35 protein-coding genes are annotated in these 23,714 nt (G+C 69.7%); 32 read left to right on the forward strand and 3 right to left on the reverse strand.

Translation table 11 applies throughout. From position 1 onward, the window contains the following. Positions 1–75: 75 nt before the first annotated feature. From QSJ97_RS15080 to QSJ97_RS15235, 32 genes are all read left to right on the forward strand, one after another. Positions 76–1,152: a class I SAM-dependent methyltransferase gene (locus QSJ97_RS15080; protein ID WP_285672633.1), complete on the forward strand. Its 1,077-nt coding sequence runs from the start codon at positions 76–78 to the stop codon at positions 1,150–1,152. Between the two features lie 3 nt (positions 1,153–1,155). After that, positions 1,156–1,464: a 30S ribosomal protein S10 gene (gene rpsJ, locus QSJ97_RS15085; protein WP_285672634.1), complete on the forward strand. Its 309-nt coding sequence runs from the start codon at positions 1,156–1,158 to the stop codon at positions 1,462–1,464. A 10-nt stretch (positions 1,465–1,474) separates the two neighbouring features. Then, positions 1,475–2,323 carry a 50S ribosomal protein L3 gene (gene rplC / locus QSJ97_RS15090; RefSeq protein WP_285672635.1) on the forward strand — a complete coding sequence of 283 codons (849 nt, stop codon included), beginning with the start codon at positions 1,475–1,477 and terminating at the stop codon, positions 2,321–2,323. Further along, positions 2,320–2,940: a 50S ribosomal protein L4 gene (gene rplD, locus QSJ97_RS15095; protein ID WP_285672636.1), complete on the forward strand. Its 621-nt coding sequence runs from the start codon at positions 2,320–2,322 to the stop codon at positions 2,938–2,940. The genes rplC and rplD overlap by 4 nt, the downstream gene beginning before the upstream one ends. Next, the gene (locus QSJ97_RS15100) at positions 2,937–3,233 is read left to right on the forward strand and encodes a 50S ribosomal protein L23 (RefSeq protein ID WP_285672637.1); all 297 of its coding nucleotides are present in this window, start codon (positions 2,937–2,939) and stop codon (positions 3,231–3,233) included. The genes rplD and QSJ97_RS15100 overlap by 4 nt, the downstream gene beginning before the upstream one ends. A 31-nt stretch (positions 3,234–3,264) precedes the next feature. After that, positions 3,265–4,101, forward strand: a complete 837-nt coding sequence (rplB, locus tag QSJ97_RS15105; RefSeq protein ID WP_285672639.1) for a 50S ribosomal protein L2 — start codon at positions 3,265–3,267, stop codon at positions 4,099–4,101. A gap of 9 nt (positions 4,102–4,110) precedes the next feature. Further along, positions 4,111–4,389, forward strand: a complete 279-nt coding sequence (rpsS, locus tag QSJ97_RS15110) for a 30S ribosomal protein S19 (protein WP_285672641.1) — start codon at positions 4,111–4,113, stop codon at positions 4,387–4,389. A gap of 3 nt (positions 4,390–4,392) precedes the next feature. Continuing rightward, a complete protein-coding gene (gene rplV, locus QSJ97_RS15115; protein ID WP_285672642.1) occupies positions 4,393–4,773 on the forward strand; it encodes a 50S ribosomal protein L22 in 381 nt (126 codons plus the stop codon). After that, positions 4,773–5,495, forward strand: a complete 723-nt coding sequence (gene rpsC / locus QSJ97_RS15120; protein WP_285672643.1) for a 30S ribosomal protein S3 — start codon at positions 4,773–4,775, stop codon at positions 5,493–5,495. The genes rplV and rpsC overlap by 1 nt, the downstream gene beginning before the upstream one ends. A 23-nt stretch (positions 5,496–5,518) precedes the next feature. After that, positions 5,519–5,932, forward strand: coding sequence for a 50S ribosomal protein L16 (gene rplP, locus QSJ97_RS15125; protein ID WP_285672644.1), 414 nt, complete (start codon positions 5,519–5,521; stop codon positions 5,930–5,932). 78 nt (positions 5,933–6,010) lie between these two features. Beyond that, positions 6,011–6,241 carry a 50S ribosomal protein L29 gene (gene rpmC / locus QSJ97_RS15130; RefSeq protein WP_285672645.1) on the forward strand — a complete coding sequence of 77 codons (231 nt, stop codon included), beginning with the start codon at positions 6,011–6,013 and terminating at the stop codon, positions 6,239–6,241. Positions 6,242–6,244: 3 nt separating this feature from the next. Continuing rightward, positions 6,245–6,481 (forward strand): 30S ribosomal protein S17, encoded by a 237-nt coding sequence (rpsQ, locus tag QSJ97_RS15135; protein ID WP_285672646.1) that lies wholly within the window; start codon positions 6,245–6,247, stop codon positions 6,479–6,481. A gap of 56 nt (positions 6,482–6,537) precedes the next feature. Continuing rightward, on the forward strand, positions 6,538–6,906 hold the full coding sequence (gene rplN / locus QSJ97_RS15140; RefSeq protein WP_285672647.1) for a 50S ribosomal protein L14: 369 nt from the start codon (positions 6,538–6,540) through the stop codon (positions 6,904–6,906). Further along, complete coding sequence (gene rplX / locus QSJ97_RS15145) at positions 6,906–7,223, forward strand: 50S ribosomal protein L24 (protein ID WP_285672648.1); 318 nt, start codon at positions 6,906–6,908, stop codon at positions 7,221–7,223. The genes rplN and rplX overlap by 1 nt, the downstream gene beginning before the upstream one ends. Beyond that, complete coding sequence (gene rplE / locus QSJ97_RS15150) at positions 7,216–7,776, forward strand: 50S ribosomal protein L5 (RefSeq protein ID WP_285672649.1); 561 nt, start codon at positions 7,216–7,218, stop codon at positions 7,774–7,776. Before rplX ends, rplE begins: the two co-directional genes overlap by 8 nt. Positions 7,777–7,794: 18 nt before the next feature. Next, on the forward strand, positions 7,795–8,100 hold the full coding sequence (gene rpsN / locus QSJ97_RS15155; RefSeq protein WP_285672651.1) for a 30S ribosomal protein S14: 306 nt from the start codon (positions 7,795–7,797) through the stop codon (positions 8,098–8,100). A gap of 10 nt (positions 8,101–8,110) precedes the next feature. Continuing rightward, entirely contained in the window at positions 8,111–8,509 is a 399-nt protein-coding gene (gene rpsH / locus QSJ97_RS15160; RefSeq protein ID WP_285672653.1) for a 30S ribosomal protein S8, read from the forward strand. 10 nt (positions 8,510–8,519) lie between these two features. Beyond that, complete coding sequence (rplF, locus tag QSJ97_RS15165) at positions 8,520–9,053, forward strand: 50S ribosomal protein L6 (protein WP_285672655.1); 534 nt, start codon at positions 8,520–8,522, stop codon at positions 9,051–9,053. Positions 9,054–9,065: 12 nt separating this feature from the next. Then, positions 9,066–9,422, forward strand: coding sequence for a 50S ribosomal protein L18 (gene rplR / locus QSJ97_RS15170; RefSeq protein WP_285672656.1), 357 nt, complete (start codon positions 9,066–9,068; stop codon positions 9,420–9,422). A gap of 10 nt (positions 9,423–9,432) precedes the next feature. Continuing rightward, complete coding sequence (gene rpsE / locus QSJ97_RS15175) at positions 9,433–10,023, forward strand: 30S ribosomal protein S5 (RefSeq protein WP_285672657.1); 591 nt, start codon at positions 9,433–9,435, stop codon at positions 10,021–10,023. Between the two features lie 3 nt (positions 10,024–10,026). After that, positions 10,027–10,215, forward strand: coding sequence for a 50S ribosomal protein L30 (gene rpmD / locus QSJ97_RS15180; protein ID WP_285672658.1), 189 nt, complete (start codon positions 10,027–10,029; stop codon positions 10,213–10,215). Positions 10,216–10,303: 88 nt separating this feature from the next. Beyond that, positions 10,304–10,834: a 50S ribosomal protein L15 gene (gene rplO / locus QSJ97_RS15185; RefSeq protein ID WP_285672659.1), complete on the forward strand. Its 531-nt coding sequence runs from the start codon at positions 10,304–10,306 to the stop codon at positions 10,832–10,834. A 186-nt stretch (positions 10,835–11,020) separates the two neighbouring features. Beyond that, positions 11,021–12,370 carry a preprotein translocase subunit SecY gene (gene secY, locus QSJ97_RS15190; RefSeq protein ID WP_285672661.1) on the forward strand — a complete coding sequence of 450 codons (1,350 nt, stop codon included), beginning with the start codon at positions 11,021–11,023 and terminating at the stop codon, positions 12,368–12,370. A 63-nt stretch (positions 12,371–12,433) separates the two neighbouring features. Further along, positions 12,434–13,084 carry an adenylate kinase gene (locus tag QSJ97_RS15195; RefSeq protein ID WP_285672663.1) on the forward strand — a complete coding sequence of 217 codons (651 nt, stop codon included), beginning with the start codon at positions 12,434–12,436 and terminating at the stop codon, positions 13,082–13,084. Between the two features lie 236 nt (positions 13,085–13,320). After that, a complete protein-coding gene (gene rpsM / locus QSJ97_RS15200) occupies positions 13,321–13,689 on the forward strand; it encodes a 30S ribosomal protein S13 (RefSeq protein WP_285672664.1) in 369 nt (122 codons plus the stop codon). Positions 13,690–13,707: 18 nt separating this feature from the next. Beyond that, positions 13,708–14,100: a 30S ribosomal protein S11 gene (rpsK, locus tag QSJ97_RS15205; RefSeq protein WP_285672666.1), complete on the forward strand. Its 393-nt coding sequence runs from the start codon at positions 13,708–13,710 to the stop codon at positions 14,098–14,100. 109 nt (positions 14,101–14,209) lie between these two features. Then, positions 14,210–15,226 (forward strand): DNA-directed RNA polymerase subunit alpha, encoded by a 1,017-nt coding sequence (locus tag QSJ97_RS15210; protein WP_285672668.1) that lies wholly within the window; start codon positions 14,210–14,212, stop codon positions 15,224–15,226. Between the two features lie 82 nt (positions 15,227–15,308). After that, positions 15,309–15,728, forward strand: coding sequence for a 50S ribosomal protein L17 (gene rplQ / locus QSJ97_RS15215; RefSeq protein ID WP_285672669.1), 420 nt, complete (start codon positions 15,309–15,311; stop codon positions 15,726–15,728). Positions 15,729–15,817: 89 nt separating this feature from the next. Beyond that, complete coding sequence (locus QSJ97_RS15220; RefSeq protein WP_285672670.1) at positions 15,818–17,323, forward strand: Do family serine endopeptidase; 1,506 nt, start codon at positions 15,818–15,820, stop codon at positions 17,321–17,323. Further along, positions 17,323–18,633, forward strand: coding sequence for a replication-associated recombination protein A (locus QSJ97_RS15225; RefSeq protein WP_285672672.1), 1,311 nt, complete (start codon positions 17,323–17,325; stop codon positions 18,631–18,633). Before QSJ97_RS15220 ends, QSJ97_RS15225 begins: the two co-directional genes overlap by 1 nt. Then, positions 18,630–19,025, forward strand: a complete 396-nt coding sequence (crcB, locus tag QSJ97_RS15230; protein ID WP_285672673.1) for a fluoride efflux transporter CrcB — start codon at positions 18,630–18,632, stop codon at positions 19,023–19,025. Before QSJ97_RS15225 ends, crcB begins: the two co-directional genes overlap by 4 nt. A gap of 3 nt (positions 19,026–19,028) precedes the next feature. Beyond that, entirely contained in the window at positions 19,029–20,060 is a 1,032-nt protein-coding gene (locus QSJ97_RS15235; RefSeq protein WP_285672674.1) for an RluA family pseudouridine synthase, read from the forward strand. A gap of 15 nt (positions 20,061–20,075) precedes the next feature. On the opposite strand, the gene QSJ97_RS15240 is transcribed toward QSJ97_RS15235, so the two are convergent. The 3 genes from QSJ97_RS15240 to flgK are packed head-to-tail and all read right to left on the reverse strand — an operon-like array spanning position 20,076 to position 23,711. Then, entirely contained in the window at positions 20,076–21,188 is a 1,113-nt protein-coding gene (locus QSJ97_RS15240) for a flagellar basal body P-ring protein FlgI (protein ID WP_285672675.1), read from the reverse strand. A 25-nt stretch (positions 21,189–21,213) separates the two neighbouring features. Further along, entirely contained in the window at positions 21,214–22,230 is a 1,017-nt protein-coding gene (locus QSJ97_RS15245) for a flagellin family protein (protein WP_285672676.1), read from the reverse strand. After that, the gene (flgK, locus tag QSJ97_RS15250; RefSeq protein ID WP_285672677.1) at positions 22,230–23,711 is read right to left on the reverse strand and encodes a flagellar hook-associated protein FlgK; all 1,482 of its coding nucleotides are present in this window, start codon (positions 23,709–23,711) and stop codon (positions 22,230–22,232) included. The genes QSJ97_RS15245 and flgK overlap by 1 nt, the downstream gene beginning before the upstream one ends. Positions 23,712–23,714: the final 3 nt, after the last annotated feature.

Below are 23,714 nucleotides of genomic sequence, written 5' to 3' on the forward strand. Positions count from 1 at the left end.
AACCTCGGGAAACGCGGTCGACCCACGGCGCGGTTCGTGCCGTGGGTTTCGCTATTCAAGGCACCGGACATGCAGATGGCAGCGATAGAGCGAGACGAGAGGGAGGCGGCCGGCGGCGCAACCGTGCCGTTCGCCGTCGATCTCGGCCCGTCGGCGCTGCCCTGCAGCGGCTGCGGCGGCATCGCGGGCAACCGCATGCTGTCGCTGCCGGGCGAGCCGGCGGCGACGGCGCCGGCGGCGCGGTTCGCCTACAGCCTCTGCGGCAGCTGCGAGAGCCTCGACCTGGTCGACGTGCCGGCGGAGATGGCGGGCTATTACGGCGGCGCGTACTACTCCTTCCGCAGCGGCGGGGCGGCGCGCGGGCTGAAGGCCGGCATCGCGCGGCTGCGCAACCGGGCGGAGGCCTTCGGCAGCGGCGGCCTCGGCGGGCTGCTCGCCCGGATCGCGCCGCATGCCCGGCTGCGCCAGCTCCGGCCGCTGGTGGCGGGCGCCGTCGGCAGGCCGCTCGGGCGCGACGCGCGGATCCTGGATCTCGGCTGCGGCGATGGCGGCTGGCTGCGCCAGCTGGCCGAGCTCGGCTTCCGCGACCTGACCGGGGCCGATCCCTATCTCGAGCCGTCGGAGGCGCCGGGGCTGCGGCTGATCCGGGCCGGCATCGACGAGGTCGAGGGGCGGTTCGACCTGGTGGCCTGCTCGCATGCGCTCGAGCACATGGCCGATCCGGAGGCGGCGCTGGCCGCGATGGCGCGGCTCGCCGGCCCGGACGGCGTGGTGATGGTCGCCATTCCGCTCGCCGCCTCCTATGGCTGGCGGCGCTATGGCGGGGAATGGGTGCAGCTCGACGCGCCGCGGCACCTGCACCTCTACAGCGCGCGGGGCTTCGCCTCGCTCGCCGGGCGCGCGGGGCTCGAGCTCCTGCGCACGACATTCGATGCGACCGAGTTCATGGTGCTTGGCTCCGAGGCCAGGCTGGCCGGGATCGGCCCGCATCAGCGCCGCGAGGGCCTCGGCGATGTGAAGGCGGCGATGCGCGCCTTCGATCGTGCCGGCGCCCGCCGGATCGCGGCGCTCACCAACCGCCTCGGCACGGCCGATCAGGCGACGTTCTATCTGAGATCAAAATCGGCGCCCGGGCGCCCAAGGCAAGGCTGAGACATGCAAGGTCAGAACATTCGCATTCGCCTCAAGGCGTTCGATCACCGGGTGCTCGATGCGAGCACCGCGGAGATCGTCAACACGGCCAAGCGAACCGGCGCCCAGGTGCGGGGGCCGATCCCTTTGCCGAACAAGATCGAGAAATTCACCGTTCTGCGTGGACCCCATATCGACAAGAAGAGTCGTGAGCAGTTCGAGATCCGCACGCACAAGCGCCTGCTGGATATCGTGGATCCAACGCCGCAGACGGTGGATGCGCTCATGAAGCTCGACCTCGCGGCGGGCGTCGATGTCGAGATCAAGCTCTGAGGAGGCGGCCATGCGAGCTGGCGTGATCGCAAAGAAGCTGGGCATGACCCGGCTCTTCATGGAGGACGGACGGCAGGTGCCGGTGACCGTTCTCCAGATGGAAAAGGTTCAGGTGGTGGCACAGCGCACCGCCGAGCTCGACGGCTACACCGCCGTCCAGCTCGGTGCGGGCATGGCCAAGCCGAAGAACGTGTCGCAGCCGATGCGCGGGCACTTCGCCCGGGCCAACGTGGCTCCCAAGCGCAAGCTGGTGGAGTTCCGGGTGGCGCCGGAGAACCTGATCGACGTGGGTGAGGAGATCACCGCTGACCACTACTTCGAGGGTCAGTTCGTGGATGTCTCCGGCACCTCGATCGGCAAGGGCTTCGCCGGTGCCATGAAGCGGCACAACTTCGGCGGCCTGCGCGCCTCGCACGGCGTGTCGATCAGCCACCGTGCGCATGGCTCGACCGGCCAGTGCCAGGACCCCGGCAAGGTGTTCAAGGGCAAGAAGATGGCCGGCCACATGGGCGATGCGCGGGTGACCGTGCAGAACCTGCAGGTGGTCCGCACCGATGCCAGCCGTGGCCTGATCATGGTCAAGGGCGCGGTGCCGGGCTCCAAGGGCGGCTGGGTGACGATCAAGGACGCGGTGAAGAAGCCCTTCCCCGAGAACGCGATCCTGCCGGCGGCGCTGAAGTCGAAGGCGGACGAGGCGGCCCGGCTTGCCGAGGAGGCTGCGGCCGAGGCGGCGGCGGCCGAGGCCGAGGCCGAGGCGGCGCGTCAGGCCGAGCTCGCGGCCGAGCAGGCCAAGGCCGCCGAGGACCAGGGCGCCGGTGACGATGCGGGCGGCGCGCCCGAAGGAGGCGATAAGGCATGAAGCTCGAGGTGATCAATCTGGAGGCTGCCGCGGCCGGCGAGGCTGAGCTCGCCGACGACGTCTTCGACGTCGAGCCGCGCGCGGACATCCTGCACCGGGTGGTGCGCTGGCAGCTTGCCGCGCGCCAGGCCGGCACGCACAAGGTGAAGGGCCGCTCGGAGGTCAGCTATTCCAGCCGCAAGATCGTGCGGCAGAAGGGCTCGGGCGGCGCGCGTCACGGCGACCGCAACGCCCCGATCTTCCGCAAGGGCGGCACCTACAAGGGTCCGACCCCGCGGAGCCACGCGCACGACCTTCAGAAGAAGGTCCGCAAGCTCGGCCTGCGCATGGCGCTCTCCGCCAAGGCGCGCGATGGCAAGCTGGTGGTGCTGGACGAGGCGAAACTGCCCGAGGGCAAGACCAAGGCGCTCAAGGAGCGCGTTGCGAAGCTCGGCTGGGGCAAGGCGCTGGTGATCGACGGGCCGGAGCTCGACGAGAACTTCGCCCGCGCCGCGCGCAACTTCGAGGGCGTGCAGGTGCTGCCGAGCCAGGGGGCCAATGTCTACGACATCCTGCGCCAGGACCTGCTGGTGCTGACGCGGGCCGGTGTCGAAGCGCTGGAGGCGCGGCTGAAATGACCGAGAAGGCAGAACTCTACGAAGTGATCCGCCGTCCGATCGTGACCGAGAAGACCACGAGTGCCTCCGAGCACAACGCCGTGGTCTTCGAGGTGGCGGTGGATGCGACCAAACCCAAGATAACCGAGGCCGTCGAGACGCTGTTCGGCGTCAAGGTGAAGGCGGTGAACACCGTGCTGACCAAGGGCAAGGTGAAGCGGTTCCGCGGCCGTCCCGGCCGCCGCCGCGATGTGAAGAAAGCCTATGTGACCCTCGCCGAGGGCCACATGATCGACGTGACCACGGGCCTCTGAGGCTCGCTGACAGCAAACGGGCGACAGCAAGATGGCGTTGAAAACATACAAGCCGACCACGCCAGGCCAGCGCGGGCTGGTTCTGATCGACCGTTCGGATCTGTGGAAGGGCCGTCCGGTCAAGTCCCTCACCCAGGGACTGACCGGCAAGGGCGGCCGCAACAACACCGGACGGATCACCATGCGCCGCCGCGGCGGCGGGGTGAAGAAGCTCTATCGGATCGTCGACTTCAAGCGGCGCAAGTTCGACGTGCCGGCGGTGGTCGAGCGGATCGAGTACGACCCCAACCGGACCGCGTTCATCGCGCTCATCAAGTATGAGGACGGGACGCAGAGCTACATCCTGGCGCCGCAGCGCCTCGCCGTGGGCGACACGGTGGTGGCCGGCGCCAAGGTCGACATCAAGCCGGGCAACGCGATGCCGTTCCGCGGCATGCCGATCGGCACCATCGTCCACAACGTGGAGATGAAGCCGGGCAAGGGCGGGCAGATCGCGCGCGCCGCGGGCACCTATGCCCAGTTCGTCGGCCGCGACGGCGACTATGCCCAGCTCCGCCTCAACTCGGGCGAGATGCGCATCGTGCGCCAGGAGTGCATGGCGACGGTGGGCGCGGTGTCGAACCCCGACCACTCGAACCAGAATTTCGGCAAGGCCGGCCGCATGCGGCACAAGGGCATCCGCCCGAGCGTGCGCGGCGTCGTGATGAACCCGATCGACCACCCCCATGGTGGCGGCGAGGGCCGCACCTCGGGCGGGCGCCATCCGGTGACCCCCTGGGGCAAGCCGACCAAGGGTCGTCGGACGCGCAGCAACAAGCAGACCGACAAGTTCATCATCCGGTCGCGCCACGCGCGCAAGGGCAAGTGAGGTTAGACGATGTCTCGATCCGTCTGGAAGGGTCCGTTCGTCGACCCCTATGTTCTGAAGAAAGCCGCCAAGGTGCGCGAGTCGGGCCGCAACGAGGTGATCAAGATCTGGTCGCGGCGCTCGACCATCCTGCCGCAGTTCGTGGGCCTGACCTTCGGCGTGCACAACGGCAAGAAGCACATCCCCGTGAACGTCTCCGAGGAGATGATCGGGCACAAGTTCGGCGAGTTTGCGCCCTCGCGCACCTATTACGGCCACATGGCCGACAAGAAGGCGAAGCGGAAATAAGTCATGGGTAAGGAAAAGAATCCCCGGCGCTGCGCCGACAACGAAGCGATGGCGGTCAACCGCATGCTGCGCACCTCGCCCCAGAAGCTCAACCTGGTGGCCGGGATGATCCGCGGCAAGCCGGTGGCCCGCGCGCTGGCCGAGCTCACCTTCTCGAAGAAGCGCATCGCGCAGGACGTGAAGAAGACGCTCGAGAGCGCGATCGCCAATGCCGAGAACAACCACGGCCTCGATGTCGACGAGCTGGTCGTCGCCGAAGCCTATGTGGGCAAGAACATGGTGCTGAAGCGCGGCCGCCCGCGGGCGCGCGGCCGGTTCGGGCGGATCGAGAAGCCGTTCAGCCAGCTCACGATCAAGGTGCGCCAGCCCGAGGAGAGTGCCTGATGGGACACAAGGTCAATCCGATCGGCCTTCGGGTCGGCATCAACCGCACCTGGGACAGCCGCTGGTTCGCCAACACCAAGGAGTATGGCGACCTGCTGCACGAGGATCTCGCGATCCGCGCCTTCATCAAGAAGGAGTGCAAGCAGGCCGGCGTCAGCCGCGTGGTGATCGAGCGTCCGCACCGCAAGTGCCGGGTGACGATCCACACCGCGCGCCCCGGCGTGATCATCGGCAAGAAGGGTGCGGACATCGAGAAGCTGCGCAAGAAGCTCTCGAAGTTCACCGACAGCGAGCTGCATCTCAACATCGTCGAGATCCGCCGCCCCGAGGTCGATGCCCAGCTGGTGGCCGAGAACATCTGCCAGCAGCTCGAGCGCCGCGTCTCGTTCCGCCGGGCGCTGAAGCGCGCCGTGCAGAACGCCATGCGGATGGGTGCCCAGGGCATCCGGATCAACGCCGCCGGCCGTCTCGGCGGCGCCGAGATCGCCCGGACCGAGTGGTACCGCGAGGGCCGCGTGCCGCTGCACACCCTGCGCGCGGATATCGATTACGCCCATGCCGAGGGCCTCACTGCCTATGGCGTGATCGGCGTGAAGGTCTGGATCTTCAAGGGCGAGATCATGGAGCATGATCCCTCCGCCCGCGACCGCCGCGAGAGCGAGATGCAGGAGACCGGCGGTGGCCGGCCCCGCGGACGCGACCGCGACCGCGATCGCGCGTGATCGGGAGCTGAGGAGGACTAGCGATGCTGCAACCGAAACGCACGAAGTTCCGCAAGGCCCACAAGGGCCGGATCAGGGGCGAGGCCAAGGGCGGCACGGAGCTCAACTTCGGCACCTATGGGCTGAAGGCCGACGAGCCCGAGCGCATCACCGCGCGGCAGATCGAGGCGGCGCGCCGCGCGATGAACCGCTACATGAAGCGCCAGGGCCGGATCTGGATCCGGATCTTCCCCGACGTGCCGGTGACCCAGAAGCCGACCGAGGTCCGCATGGGCAAGGGCAAGGGCTCGGTGGAATACTGGGCGGCCAAGGTGAAGCCCGGCCGCGTCATGTTCGAGCTTGACGGCGTGACCGAGCCTGTGGCACGAGAAGCGCTCCGACTCGGGGCCATGAAGCTGCCGATCAAGACCCGGATCGTCGTCCGCGAGGATTGGTGAGAAATGTGAGGCAGGGCCTTCGGTGGTCCTGCCGCGAAACTGTTTTCAGGGCGCAAGCCCCGAGAGGAGTCTGAAGCGATGAAAGCGATCGATCTGCGCGACAAGACGCCCGATCAGCTGCGCGACGAGCTCGAGGCGCTGAAGAAGGAGGCGTTCAACCTCCGCTTCCAGGCCGCGACCGGGCAGCTCGAGAACACCGGGCGGGTGCGCGCGGTGCGCCGCGACGCGGCGCGGGTGAAGACGGTTCTCAACGAGAAGGCGATCGAGGCGGCCCGTGCCGCGTCCTCGTCGGCGGCGGGCACGGAGTAAGGCATGCCGAAGCGAATCCTGCAGGGCAAGGTGGTGAGCGCCCAGAACGACCAGACCGTGACGGTCCTGGTCGAGCGTCGGTTCACCCACCCGGTTCTGAAGAAAACGATCAAGAAGTCGAAAAAATACCGGGCGCATGACGAGGCGAACGCCTTCAAGGCGGGCGACGAGGTCCGTATCCAGGAATGCGCCCCGAAGTCGAAGACGAAACGATGGGAGGTGGTGTCGCAGCTCAGCTGAGGCAGCATCTCCCTTCGAAACCCCGGGCGCATGCCCGAAGGTCGGAGGTTTGACCAATGATCCAGATGCAGACCAATCTGGATGTCGCCGACAATTCCGGTGCGCGCCGGGTCCAGTGCATCAAGGTGCTGGGCGGTGCGAAGCGGAAATACGCTAGCGTCGGCGACATTATCGTCGTTTCCGTCAAGGAGGCGATTCCGCGGGGCCGCGTGAAGAAGGGCGATGTGCGCAAGGCCGTCGTCGTTCGCACGGCCAAGGAGGTGCACCGTCCCGACGGCACCACCATCCGCTTCGACCGCAACGCGGCGGTGATCATCAACAACAACATGGAGCCGATCGGCACCCGCATCTTCGGCCCGGTGGTCCGCGAGCTGCGCGCCAAGGCCTTCATGAAGATCATCAGCCTCGCGCCGGAGGTGCTGTGATGGCGGCCAAGCTGAAGAAGGGCGACAAGGTCGTGGTCATCACCGGCCGCGACAAGGGCAAAGAGGGCGAGATCCTCGAGGTGCGCCCGAAGGAGGGCCGCGCCATCGTGTCCGGCGTCAACATGGTGATCCGGCACACCAAGCAGAGCGCGCAGAGCCAGGGCGGCCGGATTCCCAAGGAATCGGCGATCCAGCTCTCCAACCTCGCGCTGGTCGATCCCGAGAAGGGCGGCCCCACCCGGGTCGGCTTCAAGTTCCTCGAGGACGGCACCAAGGTGCGCTACGCCAAGAAATCCGGGGAGGTCATCGATGGCTGACGGTTCGCGTTATGTGCCCCGGCTGCGCACGCTCTATGCCGACGAGATCCGGCCGAAGCTGAAGGAAGAGTTCGGCTACAAGAACGACATGATGATCCCGCGGCTCGACAAGATCGTGCTGAACATGGGCGTCGGCGAGGCCGTGGCCGATTCGAAGAAGATCAAGTCGGCCCATGACGACATGATGAAGCTCTCCGGCCAGAAGCCGGTGATCACCCGCGCGCGGAACTCCATCGCCGGCTTCAAGCTGCGCGAGGGGATGCCGATCGGCGTGAAGGTGACGATGCGCCGCGAGCGCATGTACGACTTCCTCGACCGCCTGATCACCATCGCGATGCCGCGTATCCGCGACTTCCGCGGGGTGAACCCGAAGAGCTTCGACGGCGCCGGCAACTACGCCTTCGGAATCAAGGAGCACATCGTGTTCCCCGAGATCGAGTACGACAAGGTCGAGGCGATCTGGGGCATGGACATCATCATCTGCACCACCGCGGGCAATGATGATGAGGCGCGCTCGCTCCTTCGGCATTTCAACATGCCGTTCACGAAATAGGCGCGGGAGGGATTTGATATGGCGAAAGTCAGCATGGTCGAGCGCGAGAAGAAGCGCCAGCGCCTGGTCGCGAAGTACGCCGAGAAGCGTGCGGCGCTGAAGGCGGCTGCGACCAACGAGGACCTCTCCCCGGAGGAGCGGTTCAAGGCGCGGATGAAGCTCGCGAAGCTGCCGCGCAATTCGAGCCCGACCCGGTTGCACAACCGGTGCCAGGTGTCCGGCCGGCCCAAGGCCTATTATCGCAAGCTCAAGATGAGCCGTATCGCGCTGCGCGATCTTGCCTCCCGCGGCGAGATCCCGGGCATGGTCAAGTCGAGCTGGTGAGGGGGAGCGAATGTCTGTGAACGATCCGCTCGGGGATATGCTCACCCGGATCCGCAACGCGCAGATGCGCAAGCGGTCCACCGTGCGCTCGCCCAGCTCCAAGCTGCGCCTGCGCGTGCTCGAGGTGCTCCAGGAGGAGGGCTTCATCCGCGGCTACGAGGTGATCGACAAGGGCGACCACAAGCCCGAGGTCGAGATCAGCCTGAAGTATTTCGACGGCCGTCCGGTGATCCGCGAGCTCAACCGCGTGTCCACCCCTGGCCGGCGCTACTATTCCGGCGTGAGCGAGCTGCCGCAGGTGCGCAACGGGCTTGGCGTCTCGATCGTCTCCACGCCCAAGGGCGTGATGTCAGATGCGCGCGCGCGTGCCGAGAATGTCGGCGGCGAAGTGCTCTGCCAGGTGTTCTGAGGAGGGCCCCATGTCACGTATCGGCAAGCGACCCGTGGAGGCGCCGAAGGGCGCCGAGTTCAAGCTCAACGGGCAGACCGTGGAGTGCAAGGGCCCGAAGGGCACGCGCAGCTTCACCGCAAGCGAGGAAATCGAGCTCCTGCTCGATGGCAACACGATCTCCGTCAAGCCGCGCGCCGACACCAAGCGCGCCCGGCAGATGTGGGGCATGACCCGCAGCCAGATCGCCAATATCGCGCAGGGTGTGACCGAGGGCTTCAAGAAGGAGCTCGAGATCACCGGCGTCGGCTATCGTGCGCAGGTCCAGGGCAAGATGCTCAAGATGGCGCTCGGTTACAGCCACGACGTGGAGTTCCCGATCCCCGAGGGCATCGACGTGAAATGCGCCAAGCCCACCGAGATCGAGATCACCGGGATCGACCAGCAGCTCGTCGGCGAGACGGCGGCGAAGATCCGCGAGTGGCGGCCGCCCGAGCCCTACAAGGGCAAGGGCATCCGCTACAAGGGCGAGTACATCTTCCGCAAGGAAGGCAAGAAGAAGTAAGGGCACGCGATCATGGCGAACAAACGCGACTTGTTCCAGCGCCGCCGTATGCGCGTGCGCAACAAGCTGAGAAAGATGGCGGGCGACCGCCTGCGGCTGACGGTTCACCGCTCGTCGAAGAACATCAGCGTCCAGCTGATCGACGACGTGCAGGGCCGTACCCTGGCCGCGGCGTCGAGCCTCGAACCGGCGCTCGGCGTCGTCGGCAAGAACAACCTCGAGGCGGCGGCCAAGGTCGGCGCGGCGATTGCCGAGCGGGCCAAGGCCCACGGCGTCGAGGAAGTGTTCTTCGACCGCGGCGGGTTTCTCTATCACGGCAAGCTCAAGGCGCTGGCTGATGCCGCGCGCGAGGGCGGGCTGAAATTCTAAGGAGGCCAAGATGGCAGAACGGGACGGAGGCGGCCGCGGCCGCGGGGGTCATCACGACCGCCGGGACGACAGCGATCCCGAGCTTTCCGATCGCCTCGTGGCGATCAACCGCGTCTCGAAGACGGTGAAGGGCGGCAAACGCTTCGGCTTTGCGGCACTCGTCGTCGTCGGCGACCAGAAGGGCCGCGTGGGCTTCGGCTCGGGCAAGGCCAAGGAGGTCCCCGAGGCGATCCGCAAGGCCACCGAGGAGGCCAAGCGCACGATGATCCGTGTGCCGCTCCGCGAGGGCCGGACGCTGCATCACGACATCCGCGGGCGCCACGGCGCCGGCGTGGTGGAGATGCGGACGGCGCCGCAGGGTACCGGCATCATCGCCGGCGGCCCCTGCCGCGCGGTGTTCGAGATGCTCGGGGTGCAGGATGTCGTCGCGAAATCGACCGGCAGCCAGAACCCCTACAACATGATCCGGGCCACCTTCGACGGGCTGCTGCGCACGCAGTCGCCCCGCCAGGTGGCCTCGCGCCGGGGCAAGAAGGTCGCCGACATCCTCGGCGCCCGCGACGATCAGCCGGCCGCCGAGCCGGCACAGGCGGAGGCTTGATCCATGGCCAAGACCATCGTCGTCAAGCAGATCGGCTCGCCGATCCGCCGCCCGAAGGTCCAGCGCGAGACGCTGAAGGGCCTCGGCCTCAACAAGATGCACCGGACCCGCGAGCTTGAGGACACGCCCGCGGTCCGGGGCATGGTGGAGAGCATCCCGCATCTCGTCGAGATCGTCGAGGAGCGGGGCTGACAGCCTTGTGGCCCCGCGGGGCCGTTGTACAGGCCGTGGCGGCGGGGGCGCGCATCGCCCCGCCGATCCGGCATGAGGAGATGCGACAATGAGACTGACCGACCTCCGCGACAATCCGGGCGCGTCGAAGAAGAAGAAGCGCCTCGCGCGCGGCCCGGGCTCCGGCAAGGGCAAGACCGCGGGCCGCGGCATCAAGGGCTACAAGTCCCGCTCCGGCTCGACCGTGAACGGCTTCGAGGGCGGCCAGATGCCGCTCCACCGTCGCCTGCCGAAGCGCGGCTTCAGCAAGCCGTTCCGCAAGGCGTTCACGGTGATCAATCTCGGCCAGATCCAGCGCTTCATCGAGGCGGGCAAGATCAAGGCCGATGCCGAGATCACCGAGGCGGTGCTGCTCGAGTCGGGCCTGGTGCGGCGCATCAAGGACGGCGTGCGGGTGCTCGGCAAGGGCCTGGTGGATCACGAGGCGGAGGGCGGCGATGTCGTCGTCAAGCCGCTGACCAAGGGTCTGAAGATCACCGTCACCGGCGCCTCGCAGGGGGCGATCGAGGCGGTTGCGGCCGCCGGCGGCACCCTCACGGTGACCGCGCCGAAGGCCGAGGAAGCCCCGGCCGAGGGCTGATCCGATCCCGGGGCAGGGCGGCCGATGGTCGCCCCGCCCCGCCGATCGCGACGGGTCTGCCACAGGGCGGGCCCGGGGGGCTGACCCCAGACTTGACCACGGGCGCCGGAGGGTCGATGTGAGGGGACGCGCAGGTCGCGCCTCCATGCCGTCCGCGCGGCATGCCCACATACCGGGAGGATCCCCATGGCCTCGAGCACCGAACAGATGGCTGCCAATCTGAGCTTCGGCTCGTTCGGCAAGGCCAAGGACCTGCAGCAGCGGCTGCTCTTCACGCTCGCCCTGCTCTGCGTCTATCGGGCGGGGACGTTCATCCCCCTTCCCGGCATCGACACCGTCCAGCTGCAGCAGTTCATCGAGCAGACCCAGGGCGGCATCATCGGCGTCTTCAACATGTTCACCGGCGGCGCCGTGCAGCGCATGGCGATCTTCGCGCTCGGGATCATGCCCTACATCTCCGCCTCGATCATCATGCAGCTCGCCACCTCCATGGTGCCCGAGCTCGAGCGGCTGAAGAAGGAAGGCGAGGCCGGGCGCAAGAAGATCAACCAGTACACCCGCTACGGCACGGTGTTCCTCGCCACGATCCAGGCCTATGGCATGGCGGTCGGGCTCGAGGGGCAGGGCATGGCGGTGGAGCCGGGCATGTTCTTCCGGGCGACCGCGGTGATCACGCTGGTGGGCGGCGTGATGTTCCTGATGTGGCTCGGCGAGCAGATCACCGCGCGCGGCGTCGGCAACGGCATCTCGCTGATCATCTTCGTCGGCATCGTCGCCGAGCTGCCCGGCGCGCTGGCGCAGTTCTTCGAGCTCGGCCGCACCGGCCAGCTCTCCACGTTCGCGATCATCGGCATCATGCTGATGGCGATCGCCGTGATCTACGGCGTGGTCTATGTCGAGCGCGCGCAGCGGCGGATCCTGATCCAGTATCCCAAGCGCCAGGTCGGCCAGAAGATGTATGGCGGCGAGAACCAGTTCCTGCCGCTGAAGATCAACACCGCCGGCGTGATCCCGCCGATCTTCGCCTCCTCGCTGCTGCTGCTGCCGACCACGGTGGCGAGCTTCTCGGCGGCCGACGGCTCGGCCGGCTGGCTCGGCACGGTGGCGGCGCTGCTCGGCCATGGCCAGCCGCTCTTTCTGGTGCTGTTCTCGGCGCTGATCGTGTTCTTCGTGTTCTTCTACACCGCGGTGGTGTTCAACCCCGAGGACGTGGCGGAGAACCTCAAGAAGCATGGCGGCTTCGTGCCCGGCATCCGGCCCGGCAAGCGCACCGCGGAGTATCTCGACTTCGTGCTGACGCGGCTCTCGGTGGTGGGCGCGATCTACCTGGTGGTGGTCTGCCTGCTGCCGGAACTGCTGATCGCCGAGGTCGGCGTGCCGTTCTATTTCGGCGGCACCTCGCTGCTGATCGTCGTCTCGGTCACGATGGACACGATCACCCAGATCCAGAGCCATCTCATGGCGCACCAGTATCAGGGGCTGATCGAGAAATCGAAGATCCGCGGCAAGAAGCGCTCTGGACCGCGCCGAATCTAGGCTGCACACCCACTGCGTCGACTATCAGGTCAAGGTGAGAGAAGAAGACGTGGAGGGACGTTGATGAACATCATTCTGCTCGGGCCGCCGGGGGCCGGAAAGGGCACCCAGGCACGGATGCTGGTGGAGCGTGACGGCATGGTGCAGCTGTCGACCGGAGACATGCTGCGCGCGGCGGTGGCGGCGGGCACCGAGGTCGGGCAGAAGGCCAAGGCGGTGATGGAGGCCGGCGAGCTGGTCTCCGACGACATCGTCATCGGCGTGGTCTCCGAGCGGCTCGACGCGCCGGACGTCTCCCAGGGCGTGATCTTCGACGGCTTCCCGCGCACCGCGGCGCAGGCCGAGGCGCTCGACGGGCTGCTGGCCGAGAAGGGCCTGACGCTCGATGCGGTGGTCTCGATGGAGGTCGACGACGAGCTGCTGGTGGACCGCGTCTCCGGGCGCTACACCTGCGCCGGCTGCGGCGAGGGCTATCACGACCGGCACAAGAAACCGACCGCCGAGGGCGTCTGCGACAAGTGCGGCGGCACTGAGTTCAAGCGCCGGCCGGACGACAATGCCGAGACCGTGCGGGCGCGACTCGGCGCCTATCATGCCGAGACGGCGCCGCTGATCGCCTATTACCAGCAGGCCGGCAAGCTGAAGAGCGTCGACGGCATGGCCGAGATCGACGATGTCTTCGCGCAGATCCGCAAGGCCATGGGCCTCGGCTGACGATGCGGGACGGTTCGCGCGGGCGCGACGCGATTTGGGGGTTGCGCCCGGCAGCGGCATGGCTATATTGCGCGCTTCCTGAGGGCTGCTCGGTCACGGGTCGGAACCATCCGGCCCGCCGCGCGGCCTTCGCGCGATAAGGCGATACGGACAAACACGGACGAGCCAGGGCGGCATTGCCGCCGGCGCGAGCCGGCCACCGGAAGCGGGGCCGGAGCAGCAAGACGGAGAGACAGGTGGCGCGCATCGCAGGCGTTAACATTCCGACGGCCAAGCGTGTGCCGATTGCCCTGACCTATGTTCATGGCATCGGGCACACCACGGCCAACAAGATCTGCAACGATCTGAGCATTCCGATGGAGCGTCGTGTCAACGAGCTCTCGGACGCCGAGGTGCTCGCGATTCGCGAGTATGTCGACGCGAATCTCACGGTCGAGGGTGACCTCCGCCGCGAGCGCGCGGTGGACATCAAGCGGCTGATGGATCTCGGCTGCTATCGCGGCCTGCGGCATCGGCGCGGTCTGCCGGTGCGCGGCCAGCGCACCCACACGAATGCCCGCACCCGCAAGGGCCCGGCAAAGCCGATCGCCGGCAAGAAGAAGTAATTCGCAAGAGGTCCGAACATGGCGCGCGACAAGCGGGCGGTTTCCCGCAAGAAGGTCTCGAAGAACATCACCTCGGGCGTGGCCCACGTGAACTCGTCCTTCAACAACACGATGATCACGATTTCCGACGCGCAGGGCAACACGATCGCCTGGTCGTCCGCCGGCACGATGGGCTTCAAGGGCTCGCGCAAGTCGACGCCCTATGCCGCCCAGGTGGCGGCCGAGGATGCCGGCCGCAAGGCGCAGGAGCACGGCATGCGGACCCTCGAGGTCGAGGTGCAGGGGCCCGGCTCGGGTCGCGAATCGGCGCTGCGCGCGCTGCAGGCCGTGGGCTTTCAGGTGACCGCGATCCGCGATGTCACCCCGATCGCGCACAACGGCTGCCGGCCCCCCAAGCGCCGTCGCGTTTGACCAGATCCGGTCCAAGAGGCCCGGCCCGCGCTCCGCGCGGGCCATTTCGCATTTCCTCGGGTGTGACCGGCCTAGGGTCAGGCCGGTCACTGGCATGGAGGGCAGACGCATGATCCACAAGAATTGGCAGGAGCTCATCAAGCCGCGCGGCCTCGAGGTCACGCCCGGCCGCGACCCCAAGCGCGTCGCGACCGCCGTGGCGGAGCCGCTGGAACGCGGATTCGGCCTGACGCTCGGCAACGCGCTGCGGCGCGTGCTCCTCTCCTCGCTGCAGGGCTCGGCGATCACCGCGGTGCAGATCGACGGTGTGCTGCACGAGTTCTCGAGCGTGACCGGCGTCCGTGAGGACGTTACCGATATCGTGCTCAACCTCAAGGGGGTTGCGATCGCGATGGACGGCGACGGCAGCAAGCGGCTGCAGCTCTCGGCCTCCGGCCCGGGCGTGGTGACCGCGGCCGACATCGTCGAGATCGCCGGCGTGACCGTGATCAACAAGGATCACGTGATCTGCCACCTCGACGAGGGCGCGAGCTTCCATGCCGAGCTCACCGTCGGCGTCGGCAAGGGCTATGTCGCGGCCGACAAGAACCGGCCCGAGGACGCGCCGATCGGCTATATCCCGATCGACGCGCTCTACTCGCCGGTGAAGCGGGTGTCCTACAAGGTCGACCCGACCCGCGAGGGCCAGGTGCTCGACTATGACAAGCTCTCGATCACGGTGGAGACCGACGGCTCGCTGAGCCCGGACGATGCGCTGGCCTATGCCGCGCGCATCCTGCAGGACCAGCTCCAGACCTTCATCAACTTCGAGGAGCCGCAGGCCGCCTCGCGGGCGGAGGAGGAGAGCGATCTCGAGTTCAACCCGCTGCTGCTCAAGAAGGTCGACGAGCTCGAGCTCTCGGTGCGCTCGGCGAACTGCCTGAAGAACGACAACATCGTCTATATCGGCGACCTGATCCAGAAGACCGAGGCGGAGATGCTCCGGACCCCGAACTTCGGGCGCAAGTCGCTGAACGAGATCAAGGAGGTCCTCACCACCATGGGCCTGCATCTCGGGATGGATGTGCCGGAATGGCCGCCCGAGAACATCGAGGATCTCGCGAAGAAGTTCGAGGACCATCTCTGACGGTCCTCGCGACGACGGTACGGATGGGGGCCTCGGCCCCCCAACCAACAAAGCATAAACCCCGTAGACGGAGAACAGACCCATGCGCCACGGCAATGGCTACCGCAAGCTGAACCGCACCCACGAGCACCGCAAGGCGATGCTCGCCAACATGGCCTGCTCGCTGATCGAGCACGAGCAGATCAAGACCACGCTGCCCAAGGCGAAGGAGCTTCGCCCCTATGTCGAGAAGCTGATCACGCTGGCCAAGCGCGGCGACCTGCATGCCCGTCGCCTGGTGGCGGCGCAGATCCGGCAGGAGCCGGCGGTGAAGAAGCTCTTCGACACCCTCGGCGAGCGCTATGCCAAGCGCCCCGGCGGCTATTCCCGCGTGCTGAAGGCCGGCTTCCGCTATGGCGACATGGCGCCGATGGCGATCATCGAGCTGGTCGACCGCGATCTCGACGCCAAGGGCGCCATTGACCGCGAGCGCGTCGCCGCCGAGGAGGCCGCGGAGGCGTGAGCCGCGCCCTGGCGGGGGCCTGAGGGCTTTCGCCGCCGACACCGCTGGCCTAGGTTTGGGGTGTCGGTCGTGACACCGGGAGCCCGCCCATGAGCCTGCGTCTCGTCCTCGTTTCCCTGATCTTCGCGCTGGCCGCCTGTGCGGCCGGCGTCGAGCGTCCGGCTGCCGGCCCCGCGGCCGCGACCGATGCGCCCGGCACCGATGCGCCCGGCCCGGTCCGCGCGGCGCAGACCCGGACATCGCCGCAGCCGGAGCCGCGTCCCGCCCTGCGGGTGCCCGAGAGCCGCGGCCAGATCCAGCTCAGCTTCGCGCCGGTGGTGAGGAAGGCCGCGCCCGCGGTCGTCAACATCTATGCGCGCAAGGTGGTGGCCGGGCGCCGCAGCCCGTTCGGCAACGATCCGTTCCTGCGCGAGTTCTTCGGCGACGTGTTCCGCGACATGCCCGGCGCGCGGCGGATCGAGAACTCCCTCGGCTCTGGCGTGATCCTCGACCCGGCCGGCATCGTCGTCTCCAACCATCACGTGGTGGCCGGGGCGGACGAGATCACCGTGGTGCTCGCCGACAAGCGCGAGTTCGAGGGCCGGGTGATCTTCGCCGACGAGCAGTCCGACCTCGCGGTGGTGCAGCTCAAGGGCGCGCATGACCTGCCGGCGCTCGACATCCGCGACAGCGACACGCTGGAGGTCGGCGACCTTGTGCTGGCCATCGGCAACCCCTTCGGCGTCGGGCAGACGGTGACCTCGGGCATCGTCTCGGGGCTGGCGCGCAGCGGCGCCGGGCGGCGGCTGCGCGACGGCTACTACATCCAGACCGACGCGGCGATCAATCCGGGCAATTCCGGCGGCGCGCTGGTCGACATGGACGGCCGGCTGATCGGCGTCAACACCGCGATCCTGTCGCGCTCCGGCGGCTCCAACGGCATCGGCTTCGCGGTGCCGGCCAATCTGGTGGCGCGCGTGGTCGAGGCGGCGCGCACCGGCGAGGCGGAGCTCGAGCGGCCCTGGCTCGGCATCGACGGCGCCGCCGTCACCGGCGATCTGGCCGAGGCGCTGGGGCTCGAGGAGGCCCGCGGCGTGGTGATCGAGGCGCTGCACCCGGCGAGCCGGCTGGCCGCGGCGGGGCTCGAGCCCGGCGACGTGCTGACCGGGCTCGGCGGCCAGAAGGTCGACAGCATGTCCGAGCTCAACTTCCGCGCCGCGACGCTCGGCACCGGGCGCGGCGCCGAGGTCAGCTATCTGCGCGACGGCGAGCCGCGGCGCGCCTCGGTGCGGCTGGTGGCGGCGCCGGAGATCCCGCCCCGCGAGGAGACGCTGATCCGCCGCGGCGCGCTGCGCGGGCTGGAGCTGGTCAGCGTCAACCCGGCGGTGATCCAGGAGGCCGGGCTGCCGGTCACCACCCGCGGCGTGCTGGTGGTGCGGGCGCGCGACGTCTCGCGCCGGGTCGGGCTGCGCGGCGGCGACGTGATCCTCTCCGCCGACGGGCAGGAGGTGCGCAAGGTCGGCGAGCTGCTGGACGCCTTCCGCAGCGCCCGCACCCGCATCGTGCTGGAGATCCTGCGCAACGGGCGCCGCGGCCAGCTGGTGATCGGCGGCTGATGGGCGACCTGTTCTCCGCCGGGGCACCCGATGGCGGCGCGGCGGCCGCCGGCCCGCGCCCGCTGGCCGACCGGCTGCGCCCGGGCCGGCTCGCCGAGGTGATCGGGCAGGAGGGCGCGATCGGCCCGGACGGCCCGATCGGCGCGATGCTGCGGGCGGGCGAGCTCTCCTCGCTGATCCTCTGGGGCCCGCCCGGTGTCGGCAAGACCACCATCGCGCGCCTCCTCGCGGCCGAGACCACGCACCGCTTCGTGCAGATCTCGGCGATCTTCACCGGCGTCGCCGATCTGCGCCGGGTGTTCGAGACCGCCGAGCGCGCCCATGCCGCGGGGCAGGGCACGCTGCTCTTCGTCGACGAGATCCACCGCTTCAACAAGGCGCAGCAGGACGGCTTCCTGCCGCATATGGAGCGCGGCACGATCATCCTCGTCGGCGCGACCACCGAGAACCCCTCCTTCGCGCTCAACGCGGCGCTGCTGTCGCGCGCCGAGGTGGTGCGGCTCTACCGGCTCGGCGAGGATGCGCTGGCGGCGCTGCTGGCCCGCGCCGAGGCCGAGATCGGCGCCCTGCCGCTGACCGGGGAGGCGCGGGCGGCGCTGGTCGCGATGGCCGATGGCGACGGGCGGGCGCTGCTCAACCTCGCCGAGCAGGTCGGCCGGCTCGGCGCCGGGCCGCATGATGCCGAGGGGCTGCGCGCGCGCCTGACCCGCCGCGCGCCGGTCTATGACCGCGCCGGGGATGCGCATTACGGGCTGATCTCGGCGCTGCACAAGTCGGTCCGCGGCTCCGATCCGGATGCCGCGCTCTACTGGCTCGCCCGCATGCTCGAGGGCGGCGAGGACCCGCATTACCTGGCGCGCCGGCTGACCCGGATGGCGGTGGAGGATATCGGCCTCGCCGATCCGGAGGCGCAGGCCCATTGCCTCGCCGCCTGGCAGGTCTACGAGCGGCTCGGCAGCCCGGAGGGCGAGCTGGCGCTGGCGCAGGCCTGCCTCTATCTCGCGCTGGCGCCGAAATCCAATGCCGGCTATGCCGCCTACAAGGCGGCGCGCCGGATCGCCAAGCAGACCGGCTCGGCGCCGCCGCCGGACCATATCCTGAACGCGCCCACCGACCTGATGCGCGCGCAGGGCTTCGGAAAGGGCTATGCCTATGACCACGACGCGCCGGATGCCTTCTCGGGCCAGGACTATTTTCCCGACGGCATGGCCCGGGCCGAGCTCTACGAGCCGGTGGAGCGGGGCTTCGAGCGCGAGATGAAGAAGCGGCGCGACTATTTCGCCCGCCTGCGCCGGGAGCGGCAGGCATGAGCCCGCCGCCCCTGGCGATCGCGGCGGTGGCGGCCGGCGGCGCGATCGGCGCCTCGCTGCGCTTCCTGACCGTGGCCTGGATCGGCCGCCTGGCGCCGGGCTTTCCCTGGGGAACCCTGGCGGTCAACGTGCTCGGCTCGGCGCTGATGGGGCTGCTCGCGGTCGCGCTGATGGAGCGTTTCCCGGGCAGCTGGGGCCGGATGGCGCCCTTCCTGCTCACCGGCGTGCTCGGCGGCTTCACCACCTTCTCGGCGTTCTCGCTGGACGCGCTGACGCTGATCGAGCGCGGCCGCGGGCTGGCCGCGGCAGCCTATGCGGCGGCCTCGGTCGGGCTCGCGGTCGGCGCGCTCTGGGCCGGGCTGAAGCTCGGCCGCGCAATCTGGGGGCCGTGAGCGATGAGCGGTGTGCAGCATCTGACGATCGGCGCCGACGAGGCCGAGCAGCGGCTCGACCGCTGGCTGAAGCGCGCCTTCCCGGTGCTCACCCAGGGGCGGATCGAGAAGCTCTGCCGCAGGGGCGAGATCCGTGTCGACAGCGCGCGCGCAAAGCCGGCGACGCGGGTCGCGCCGGGCCAGGTGGTGCGGGTGCCGCCGCTGCCCGAGGCGCCGGCCCCGGCGCCGGAGGCCCGGCCCGCGATGCTCGATGCCGGCGAGGCCGAGGCGCTGCGCCGGCGGGTGCTCTACCGCGACGAGGCGATGCTGGTGCTCGACAAGCCGGCCGGGCTCGCGGTGCAGGGCGGCAGCGGCCAGGTGCGCCATCTGGCGGGCATGCTGCCGGCGCTGCGCTTCGAGCGCGAGGACGATCCGCGCCTCGTGCACCGGCTCGACAAGGACACCGCCGGCCTCATCGTGCTGGCGCGCACCGGCGCCGCCGCGGTGGCGCTGGCCCGGGCGTTCCGCTCGCGCGCGGTCGAGAAGATCTATTTCGCGCTGGTCGCCGGGCGGGTGCAGCCATCGGCCGGCACGGTGAGCTATGGCCTGGTGAAGGCCGGCCGGTCGGGCGAGGGCGAGAAGATGCGCATCCTGCACCCGGACGAGGTGGCCGCCACCGAGGGCGCCAAGCACGCGACCACCGATTTCAGGGTGATCGAGCAGGTCGGCGGGCGCGCCGCCTGGGTGGCGCTGCGCCCGGTCACCGGGCGGACGCACCAGCTGCGCGCGCATATGGCGGCGCTCGGCAATCCGATCGCGGGCGACGGGAAATACGGCGGGCGCGGGCAGGAGAATCTCGGCGATGGCTGGGGCGCCGGGCTCGGCGGCGCGGCGAGCCGCAAGCTGCATCTCCATGCCGCCCGGCTGGCCTTCCGGCATCCGCTGACCGGCCGGGCGCTGCGCTTCGCGGCGCCGCTGCCCGAGCACATGGCGCGGAGCTGGGAGCTGCTGGGGCTCGACCCGGCCGCGGTGCCCGAGCCGATCTTCGAGGACTGAGCCCGGCCGCCACGGCTATTGCACGATCATCTCGGCATGCAGCGCACCGGCGGCCTTGATCGCCTTCAGGATGTCGATGATGTCGCGCGGGCCGACGCCGAGCGCGTTGAGCCCGTCGACCAGATCCGCGAGGGTGACGTTCTGCTCGACGAGGGCGAGGCGGTTCTGGTCGTTCTCCTCGATGTCGATGCCGGTGCGCGGCACCACGATGCTCTCGCCATCGGCGAAGGGGTTGGGCTGCACCGCGAGCGGCGTCTCCTGCACGCGGATCGCGAGATTGCCCTGGGCCACCGCGACGCGGCTGATCTTCACATCGGCGCCGAGCACGATGGTGCCGGAGCGCTGGTCGATCACCACGCGGGCCTTGGTCGAGGGCGCGATGGCGAGGTTCTCGATGCGGGCGATCAGCGCGGCGGGGCCGAGCCCGGCGGCCTGCAGGTCGAGCGCCACGGTGCCGGCATCGCCCATCCGCGCCACCGGCCGGCCGAGGGCGCCGTTGATCGCCCGCTCGATCCGCAGGGCGGTGGTGAAATCGGGCTCGCGGAGCGCCAGGCGCAGGCGCTGCATCTCGCCGAAGACGAAGGGGATCTCGCGCTCGATGCGGGCGCCTCCGGGGATCGAGCCCGAGGTCGGCACGCCGATCTGCTCGGCGGCGCCGTCGCCCTGCGCGGCGATGCCGCCGGCCAGGATCGGCCCCTGGGCCACGGCATAGATCTCGCCGTCGGCGGCGTTCATCGGCGTCATGATCAGGGTGCCGCCGAGCAGGCTGTCGGCATCGCCGATGGCCGAGACGGTGACATCGGTGCGCGAGCCGGCGCGGGCGAAGGCGGGCAGGGTCGCGGTGACGATCACCGCGGCGACGTTCTGCGGCCGGAACGCCTCGCCCGAGACATTGACGCCGAGCCGTTCGAGGAGGTTGGCCAGCGCCTCCTCGGTGAACGGGCTGTTGCGGATGCTGTCGCCGGTGCCGGCCAGGCCCACGACGAGGCCGTAGCCCACCAGGTCGTTGCCGCGCACCCCTTCGATCTCCACGAGGTCCTTGATCCGCGGGCTGGCGCGGGCGGCCGGCGGGGCGGCCGTCGCGGCGGCGAGCGCGAGGGCGGCGAGCAGGAGGATCGCGCGGATCATGGGCGGCCTTTCTGGCGCGCTGGGCTCAGCGCAGGAAGTTGACGAGCGAGAGATTGGCGAGGCGCGCCGTGGTCAGGAACAGCACCTCGATCTGGCCCTCCACCTCCTGCAGATGGGAGGCGGCGAGCAGCGTGTCGGCGCCGGTCAGCGCGTTGTAGCTGCGGGTCAGGGCGGCTTCCTCGGTGACGTGGCGGGCCTTCACCGTCTCGATGCGGGCCTCGGCCACGCCGACCCTGGCGCTAAGCCGGTTGATCGGCTCGACGGTGTCGCGCAGGTCCCGCACCGCGCTCTCGGCGAGCTTGCGCCGGTCGTCCCCGGTGAGCACGGCATCCGGGTCGTAGGCGGTGGCGAGGGCGGCGACGGCGCGGAGCAGGTCGCGGATCGCCGGGTCGTCGGCCCGGGCACCGTGATCCACGCGCTCGCCGGCGGCGACCTCGGCCGAGGGGGCATCGCCGTTGCCGCCAAGATAGAGCGCGGTCTCGAAGAGCCCGCCGGCATCGTCGAAGGCGGCGCGCAGATCGGCCGCCGCGATCCCGGCATTGGGCGCGGCCTCGACGATCGTCGTGACCTCGGCCAGGATCGTCCCGGCCTCCACGATCGCCGGGCTGTCGCCGGCGTTGCCGGCGAAGATGCTGCGCCCGCCCACCCGGGTGTTGAGCGCCGAGGTGAGCGTGAAGAGCGCCTCGCCGGCGACGGTGGAGGCGATCTCGAGCCCGCCGGTGGTCTGGTTCTCGAGCGCGACCTGGGCCTGGTTGGCGAGGTCGTCGGTCAGGCCCCGGATCTGCTCGAAGACCGCCTGGGTCGCCTGCGCCCGGGTCTCCGCCAGGGCGATGCTGCTGCGATAGCCGGCGATGCTCTCGAGCGCCCGCTCGATCGAGAGCGCCTCGCCGATGCGCCCGTCGAGCGCCGCGACCGGGTCGGCAAGGCGGCCGGTGATCGCCTCCTCGCGCCGGATATCGGCGGTGTCGCCGAGCTCGGTCATCAGGTTGCGCAGCAGCGCGGGGGTGCGCTGGGGCGGGAAGCCATAGGGCGTGTCGATCATCACTGGATCCTCTGGAGCTCGTCGAGCATGCGCGCGGCGGTCTGGATGACCTGTGCATTGGCGGCATAGGCCTGCTCGATCTCGACGAGGCGCGAGAGCTCGAGGTCGGTATCGACCCCGAGGCGGGCGGTCTCCTGCGAGGCGAGCGCCTCGCGCGCGGCGGAGAGCGTGGTGACCTCGAGCTCGGCGCCGACGCGGGCGGTGCCGATGCGCTCCACCACCCCGTCGATCCGCTCGGCGAGGGAGAGCTGGCCGGCGAGGCCCGGGGTGGCGGGCGGCGCCGTCACGTCGCGCGGCGCGCTCAGCGCATCGGCGAGGGCGCGCAGCAGCCCGTCCTCCGAGGAGGGGCCGGGGCTCGCGGCATTCAGCCCGTCGCGCAGCAGCGCCGGGTCGCCGCCCTCCGCCGGATCGACGGCGGCGTTCAGCGCGATGCGGCTGGCGATGCCGGTGATGTCGGCCAGTGCGAAGGCGCTGCCGCGATCGGTGAAGAGGCCGGCATCGCCCGGCGCCAGCGTGGTGTCGATGGCGGGATCGGCGAGCCGGGTGACGAGATCGGCGGCGAGGCTGTCGAGCTGGGTCTCGATCTCCGGCGCGACCGTGTCGCGGGTCTCGAACAGCCCGGCCAGCGCGCCGCCGCGCACCGCCTGCGCGCCGGGCCCGCCGGGGGTGATGTCGATGCCCTGCAGGGTGAGGCCGGAGAGCGTGCCGGCGCCGTCGTCATAGCGCAGCCCCGGCTCGTAGACCGGCGTCGCGGTGTAGTCGAGCCGGCGCGCGGTGACATCGGCGAGGCCGATCCCCTCCAGCGTGCGCAGCTCGATCACGCCGTCGGGGCGGATGCTCTGGCGGACCGGCAGGGCCTGGGCCACCTGGTCGATCAGCGCCTCGCGCCGGTCGATCAGCGGCGCGGTCTCGCGCCCCGCGGCGACGGCGATCTGGATCTGGCGGTTGAGCCTGGCGACGCCCTCGAGCGCGGTGTTGGTCGCTTCGACGGTGCTGGCGATCCCGCGGTCGGTCTGCGCGCGCAGATCGGTGACCGCCTGGCCGAGCGCGTTGAACTTTGCCGCGAGGTCGCCCGCCGCCTCCGCCGCGGCCTGCTGGCGGGGGCCGTTCTCCGGCGTGTCGCCGAGGGCGCGCAGGCTCGCCTCGAACCGCGCGAGCAGGGCGCCGAGGCTGCCCGGATCCTCGAGCGTGCCGAACGCCGCCTCGAGCCGTTGCAGCGCGGAATGGCCGGTCGCGCGCTCGGCCAGATCGCCGTCGGCCATGCGCCGCGCGGTGGAGAGCTCGGGGTCGGTCACCCGCACCACGCCGGCGACGCGCACGCCGGTGCCCTGCGTGCCGGTGACCGAGGAGGCCAGCGCCACCTCCTGCCGCCCGTAGCCGGGGGTGAGCGCATTGGCGAGGTTGCCGGCGGTGATGTCCGCCAGCCGGCCATTGGCGCGCAGGCCCGAGAGCGCGTTGTTCAGGGCATTGGTGATGGACATGGC

This window comes from Paralimibaculum aggregatum, from assembly GCF_030270585.1.
In the GTDB taxonomy this organism is placed as follows: domain Bacteria; phylum Pseudomonadota; class Alphaproteobacteria; order Rhodobacterales; family Rhodobacteraceae; genus Thermohalobaculum; species Thermohalobaculum aggregatum.

Bases quoted from the DNA above. Each gene is read 5' to 3' on its own strand.
- QSJ97_RS15080 (WP_285672633.1), top strand. From the start codon at position 76: ATGGCAGCGATAGAGCGAGACGAGAGGGAGGCGGCCGGCGGCGCAACC.
- rpsJ (WP_285672634.1), top strand. From the start codon at position 1,156: ATGCAAGGTCAGAACATTCGCATTCGCCTCAAGGCGTTCGATCACCGG.
- rplC (WP_285672635.1), top strand. From the start codon at position 1,475: ATGCGAGCTGGCGTGATCGCAAAGAAGCTGGGCATGACCCGGCTCTTC.
- rplD (WP_285672636.1), top strand. From the start codon at position 2,320: ATGAAGCTCGAGGTGATCAATCTGGAGGCTGCCGCGGCCGGCGAGGCT.
- QSJ97_RS15100 (WP_285672637.1), top strand. From the start codon at position 2,937: ATGACCGAGAAGGCAGAACTCTACGAAGTGATCCGCCGTCCGATCGTG.
- rplB (WP_285672639.1), top strand. From the start codon at position 3,265: ATGGCGTTGAAAACATACAAGCCGACCACGCCAGGCCAGCGCGGGCTG.
- rpsS (WP_285672641.1), top strand. From the start codon at position 4,111: ATGTCTCGATCCGTCTGGAAGGGTCCGTTCGTCGACCCCTATGTTCTG.
- rplV (WP_285672642.1), top strand. From the start codon at position 4,393: ATGGGTAAGGAAAAGAATCCCCGGCGCTGCGCCGACAACGAAGCGATG.
- rpsC (WP_285672643.1), top strand. From the start codon at position 4,773: ATGGGACACAAGGTCAATCCGATCGGCCTTCGGGTCGGCATCAACCGC.
- rplP (WP_285672644.1), top strand. From the start codon at position 5,519: ATGCTGCAACCGAAACGCACGAAGTTCCGCAAGGCCCACAAGGGCCGG.
- rpmC (WP_285672645.1), top strand. From the start codon at position 6,011: ATGAAAGCGATCGATCTGCGCGACAAGACGCCCGATCAGCTGCGCGAC.
- rpsQ (WP_285672646.1), top strand. From the start codon at position 6,245: ATGCCGAAGCGAATCCTGCAGGGCAAGGTGGTGAGCGCCCAGAACGAC.
- rplN (WP_285672647.1), top strand. From the start codon at position 6,538: ATGATCCAGATGCAGACCAATCTGGATGTCGCCGACAATTCCGGTGCG.
- rplX (WP_285672648.1), top strand. From the start codon at position 6,906: ATGGCGGCCAAGCTGAAGAAGGGCGACAAGGTCGTGGTCATCACCGGC.
- rplE (WP_285672649.1), top strand. From the start codon at position 7,216: ATGGCTGACGGTTCGCGTTATGTGCCCCGGCTGCGCACGCTCTATGCC.
- rpsN (WP_285672651.1), top strand. From the start codon at position 7,795: ATGGCGAAAGTCAGCATGGTCGAGCGCGAGAAGAAGCGCCAGCGCCTG.
- rpsH (WP_285672653.1), top strand. From the start codon at position 8,111: ATGTCTGTGAACGATCCGCTCGGGGATATGCTCACCCGGATCCGCAAC.
- rplF (WP_285672655.1), top strand. From the start codon at position 8,520: ATGTCACGTATCGGCAAGCGACCCGTGGAGGCGCCGAAGGGCGCCGAG.
- rplR (WP_285672656.1), top strand. From the start codon at position 9,066: ATGGCGAACAAACGCGACTTGTTCCAGCGCCGCCGTATGCGCGTGCGC.
- rpsE (WP_285672657.1), top strand. From the start codon at position 9,433: ATGGCAGAACGGGACGGAGGCGGCCGCGGCCGCGGGGGTCATCACGAC.
- rpmD (WP_285672658.1), top strand. From the start codon at position 10,027: ATGGCCAAGACCATCGTCGTCAAGCAGATCGGCTCGCCGATCCGCCGC.
- rplO (WP_285672659.1), top strand. From the start codon at position 10,304: ATGAGACTGACCGACCTCCGCGACAATCCGGGCGCGTCGAAGAAGAAG.
- secY (WP_285672661.1), top strand. From the start codon at position 11,021: ATGGCCTCGAGCACCGAACAGATGGCTGCCAATCTGAGCTTCGGCTCG.
- QSJ97_RS15195 (WP_285672663.1), top strand. From the start codon at position 12,434: ATGAACATCATTCTGCTCGGGCCGCCGGGGGCCGGAAAGGGCACCCAG.
- rpsK (WP_285672666.1), top strand. From the start codon at position 13,708: ATGGCGCGCGACAAGCGGGCGGTTTCCCGCAAGAAGGTCTCGAAGAAC.
- QSJ97_RS15210 (WP_285672668.1), top strand. From the start codon at position 14,210: ATGATCCACAAGAATTGGCAGGAGCTCATCAAGCCGCGCGGCCTCGAG.
- rplQ (WP_285672669.1), top strand. From the start codon at position 15,309: ATGCGCCACGGCAATGGCTACCGCAAGCTGAACCGCACCCACGAGCAC.
- QSJ97_RS15220 (WP_285672670.1), top strand. From the start codon at position 15,818: ATGAGCCTGCGTCTCGTCCTCGTTTCCCTGATCTTCGCGCTGGCCGCC.
- QSJ97_RS15225 (WP_285672672.1), top strand. From the start codon at position 17,323: ATGGGCGACCTGTTCTCCGCCGGGGCACCCGATGGCGGCGCGGCGGCC.
- crcB (WP_285672673.1), top strand. From the start codon at position 18,630: ATGAGCCCGCCGCCCCTGGCGATCGCGGCGGTGGCGGCCGGCGGCGCG.
- QSJ97_RS15235 (WP_285672674.1), top strand. From the start codon at position 19,029: ATGAGCGGTGTGCAGCATCTGACGATCGGCGCCGACGAGGCCGAGCAG.
- QSJ97_RS15240 (WP_285672675.1), bottom strand. From the start codon at position 21,188: ATGATCCGCGCGATCCTCCTGCTCGCCGCCCTCGCGCTCGCCGCCGCG.
- QSJ97_RS15245 (WP_285672676.1), bottom strand. From the start codon at position 22,230: ATGATCGACACGCCCTATGGCTTCCCGCCCCAGCGCACCCCCGCGCTG.
- flgK (WP_285672677.1), bottom strand. From the start codon at position 23,711: ATGTCCATCACCAATGCCCTGAACAACGCGCTCTCGGGCCTGCGCGCC.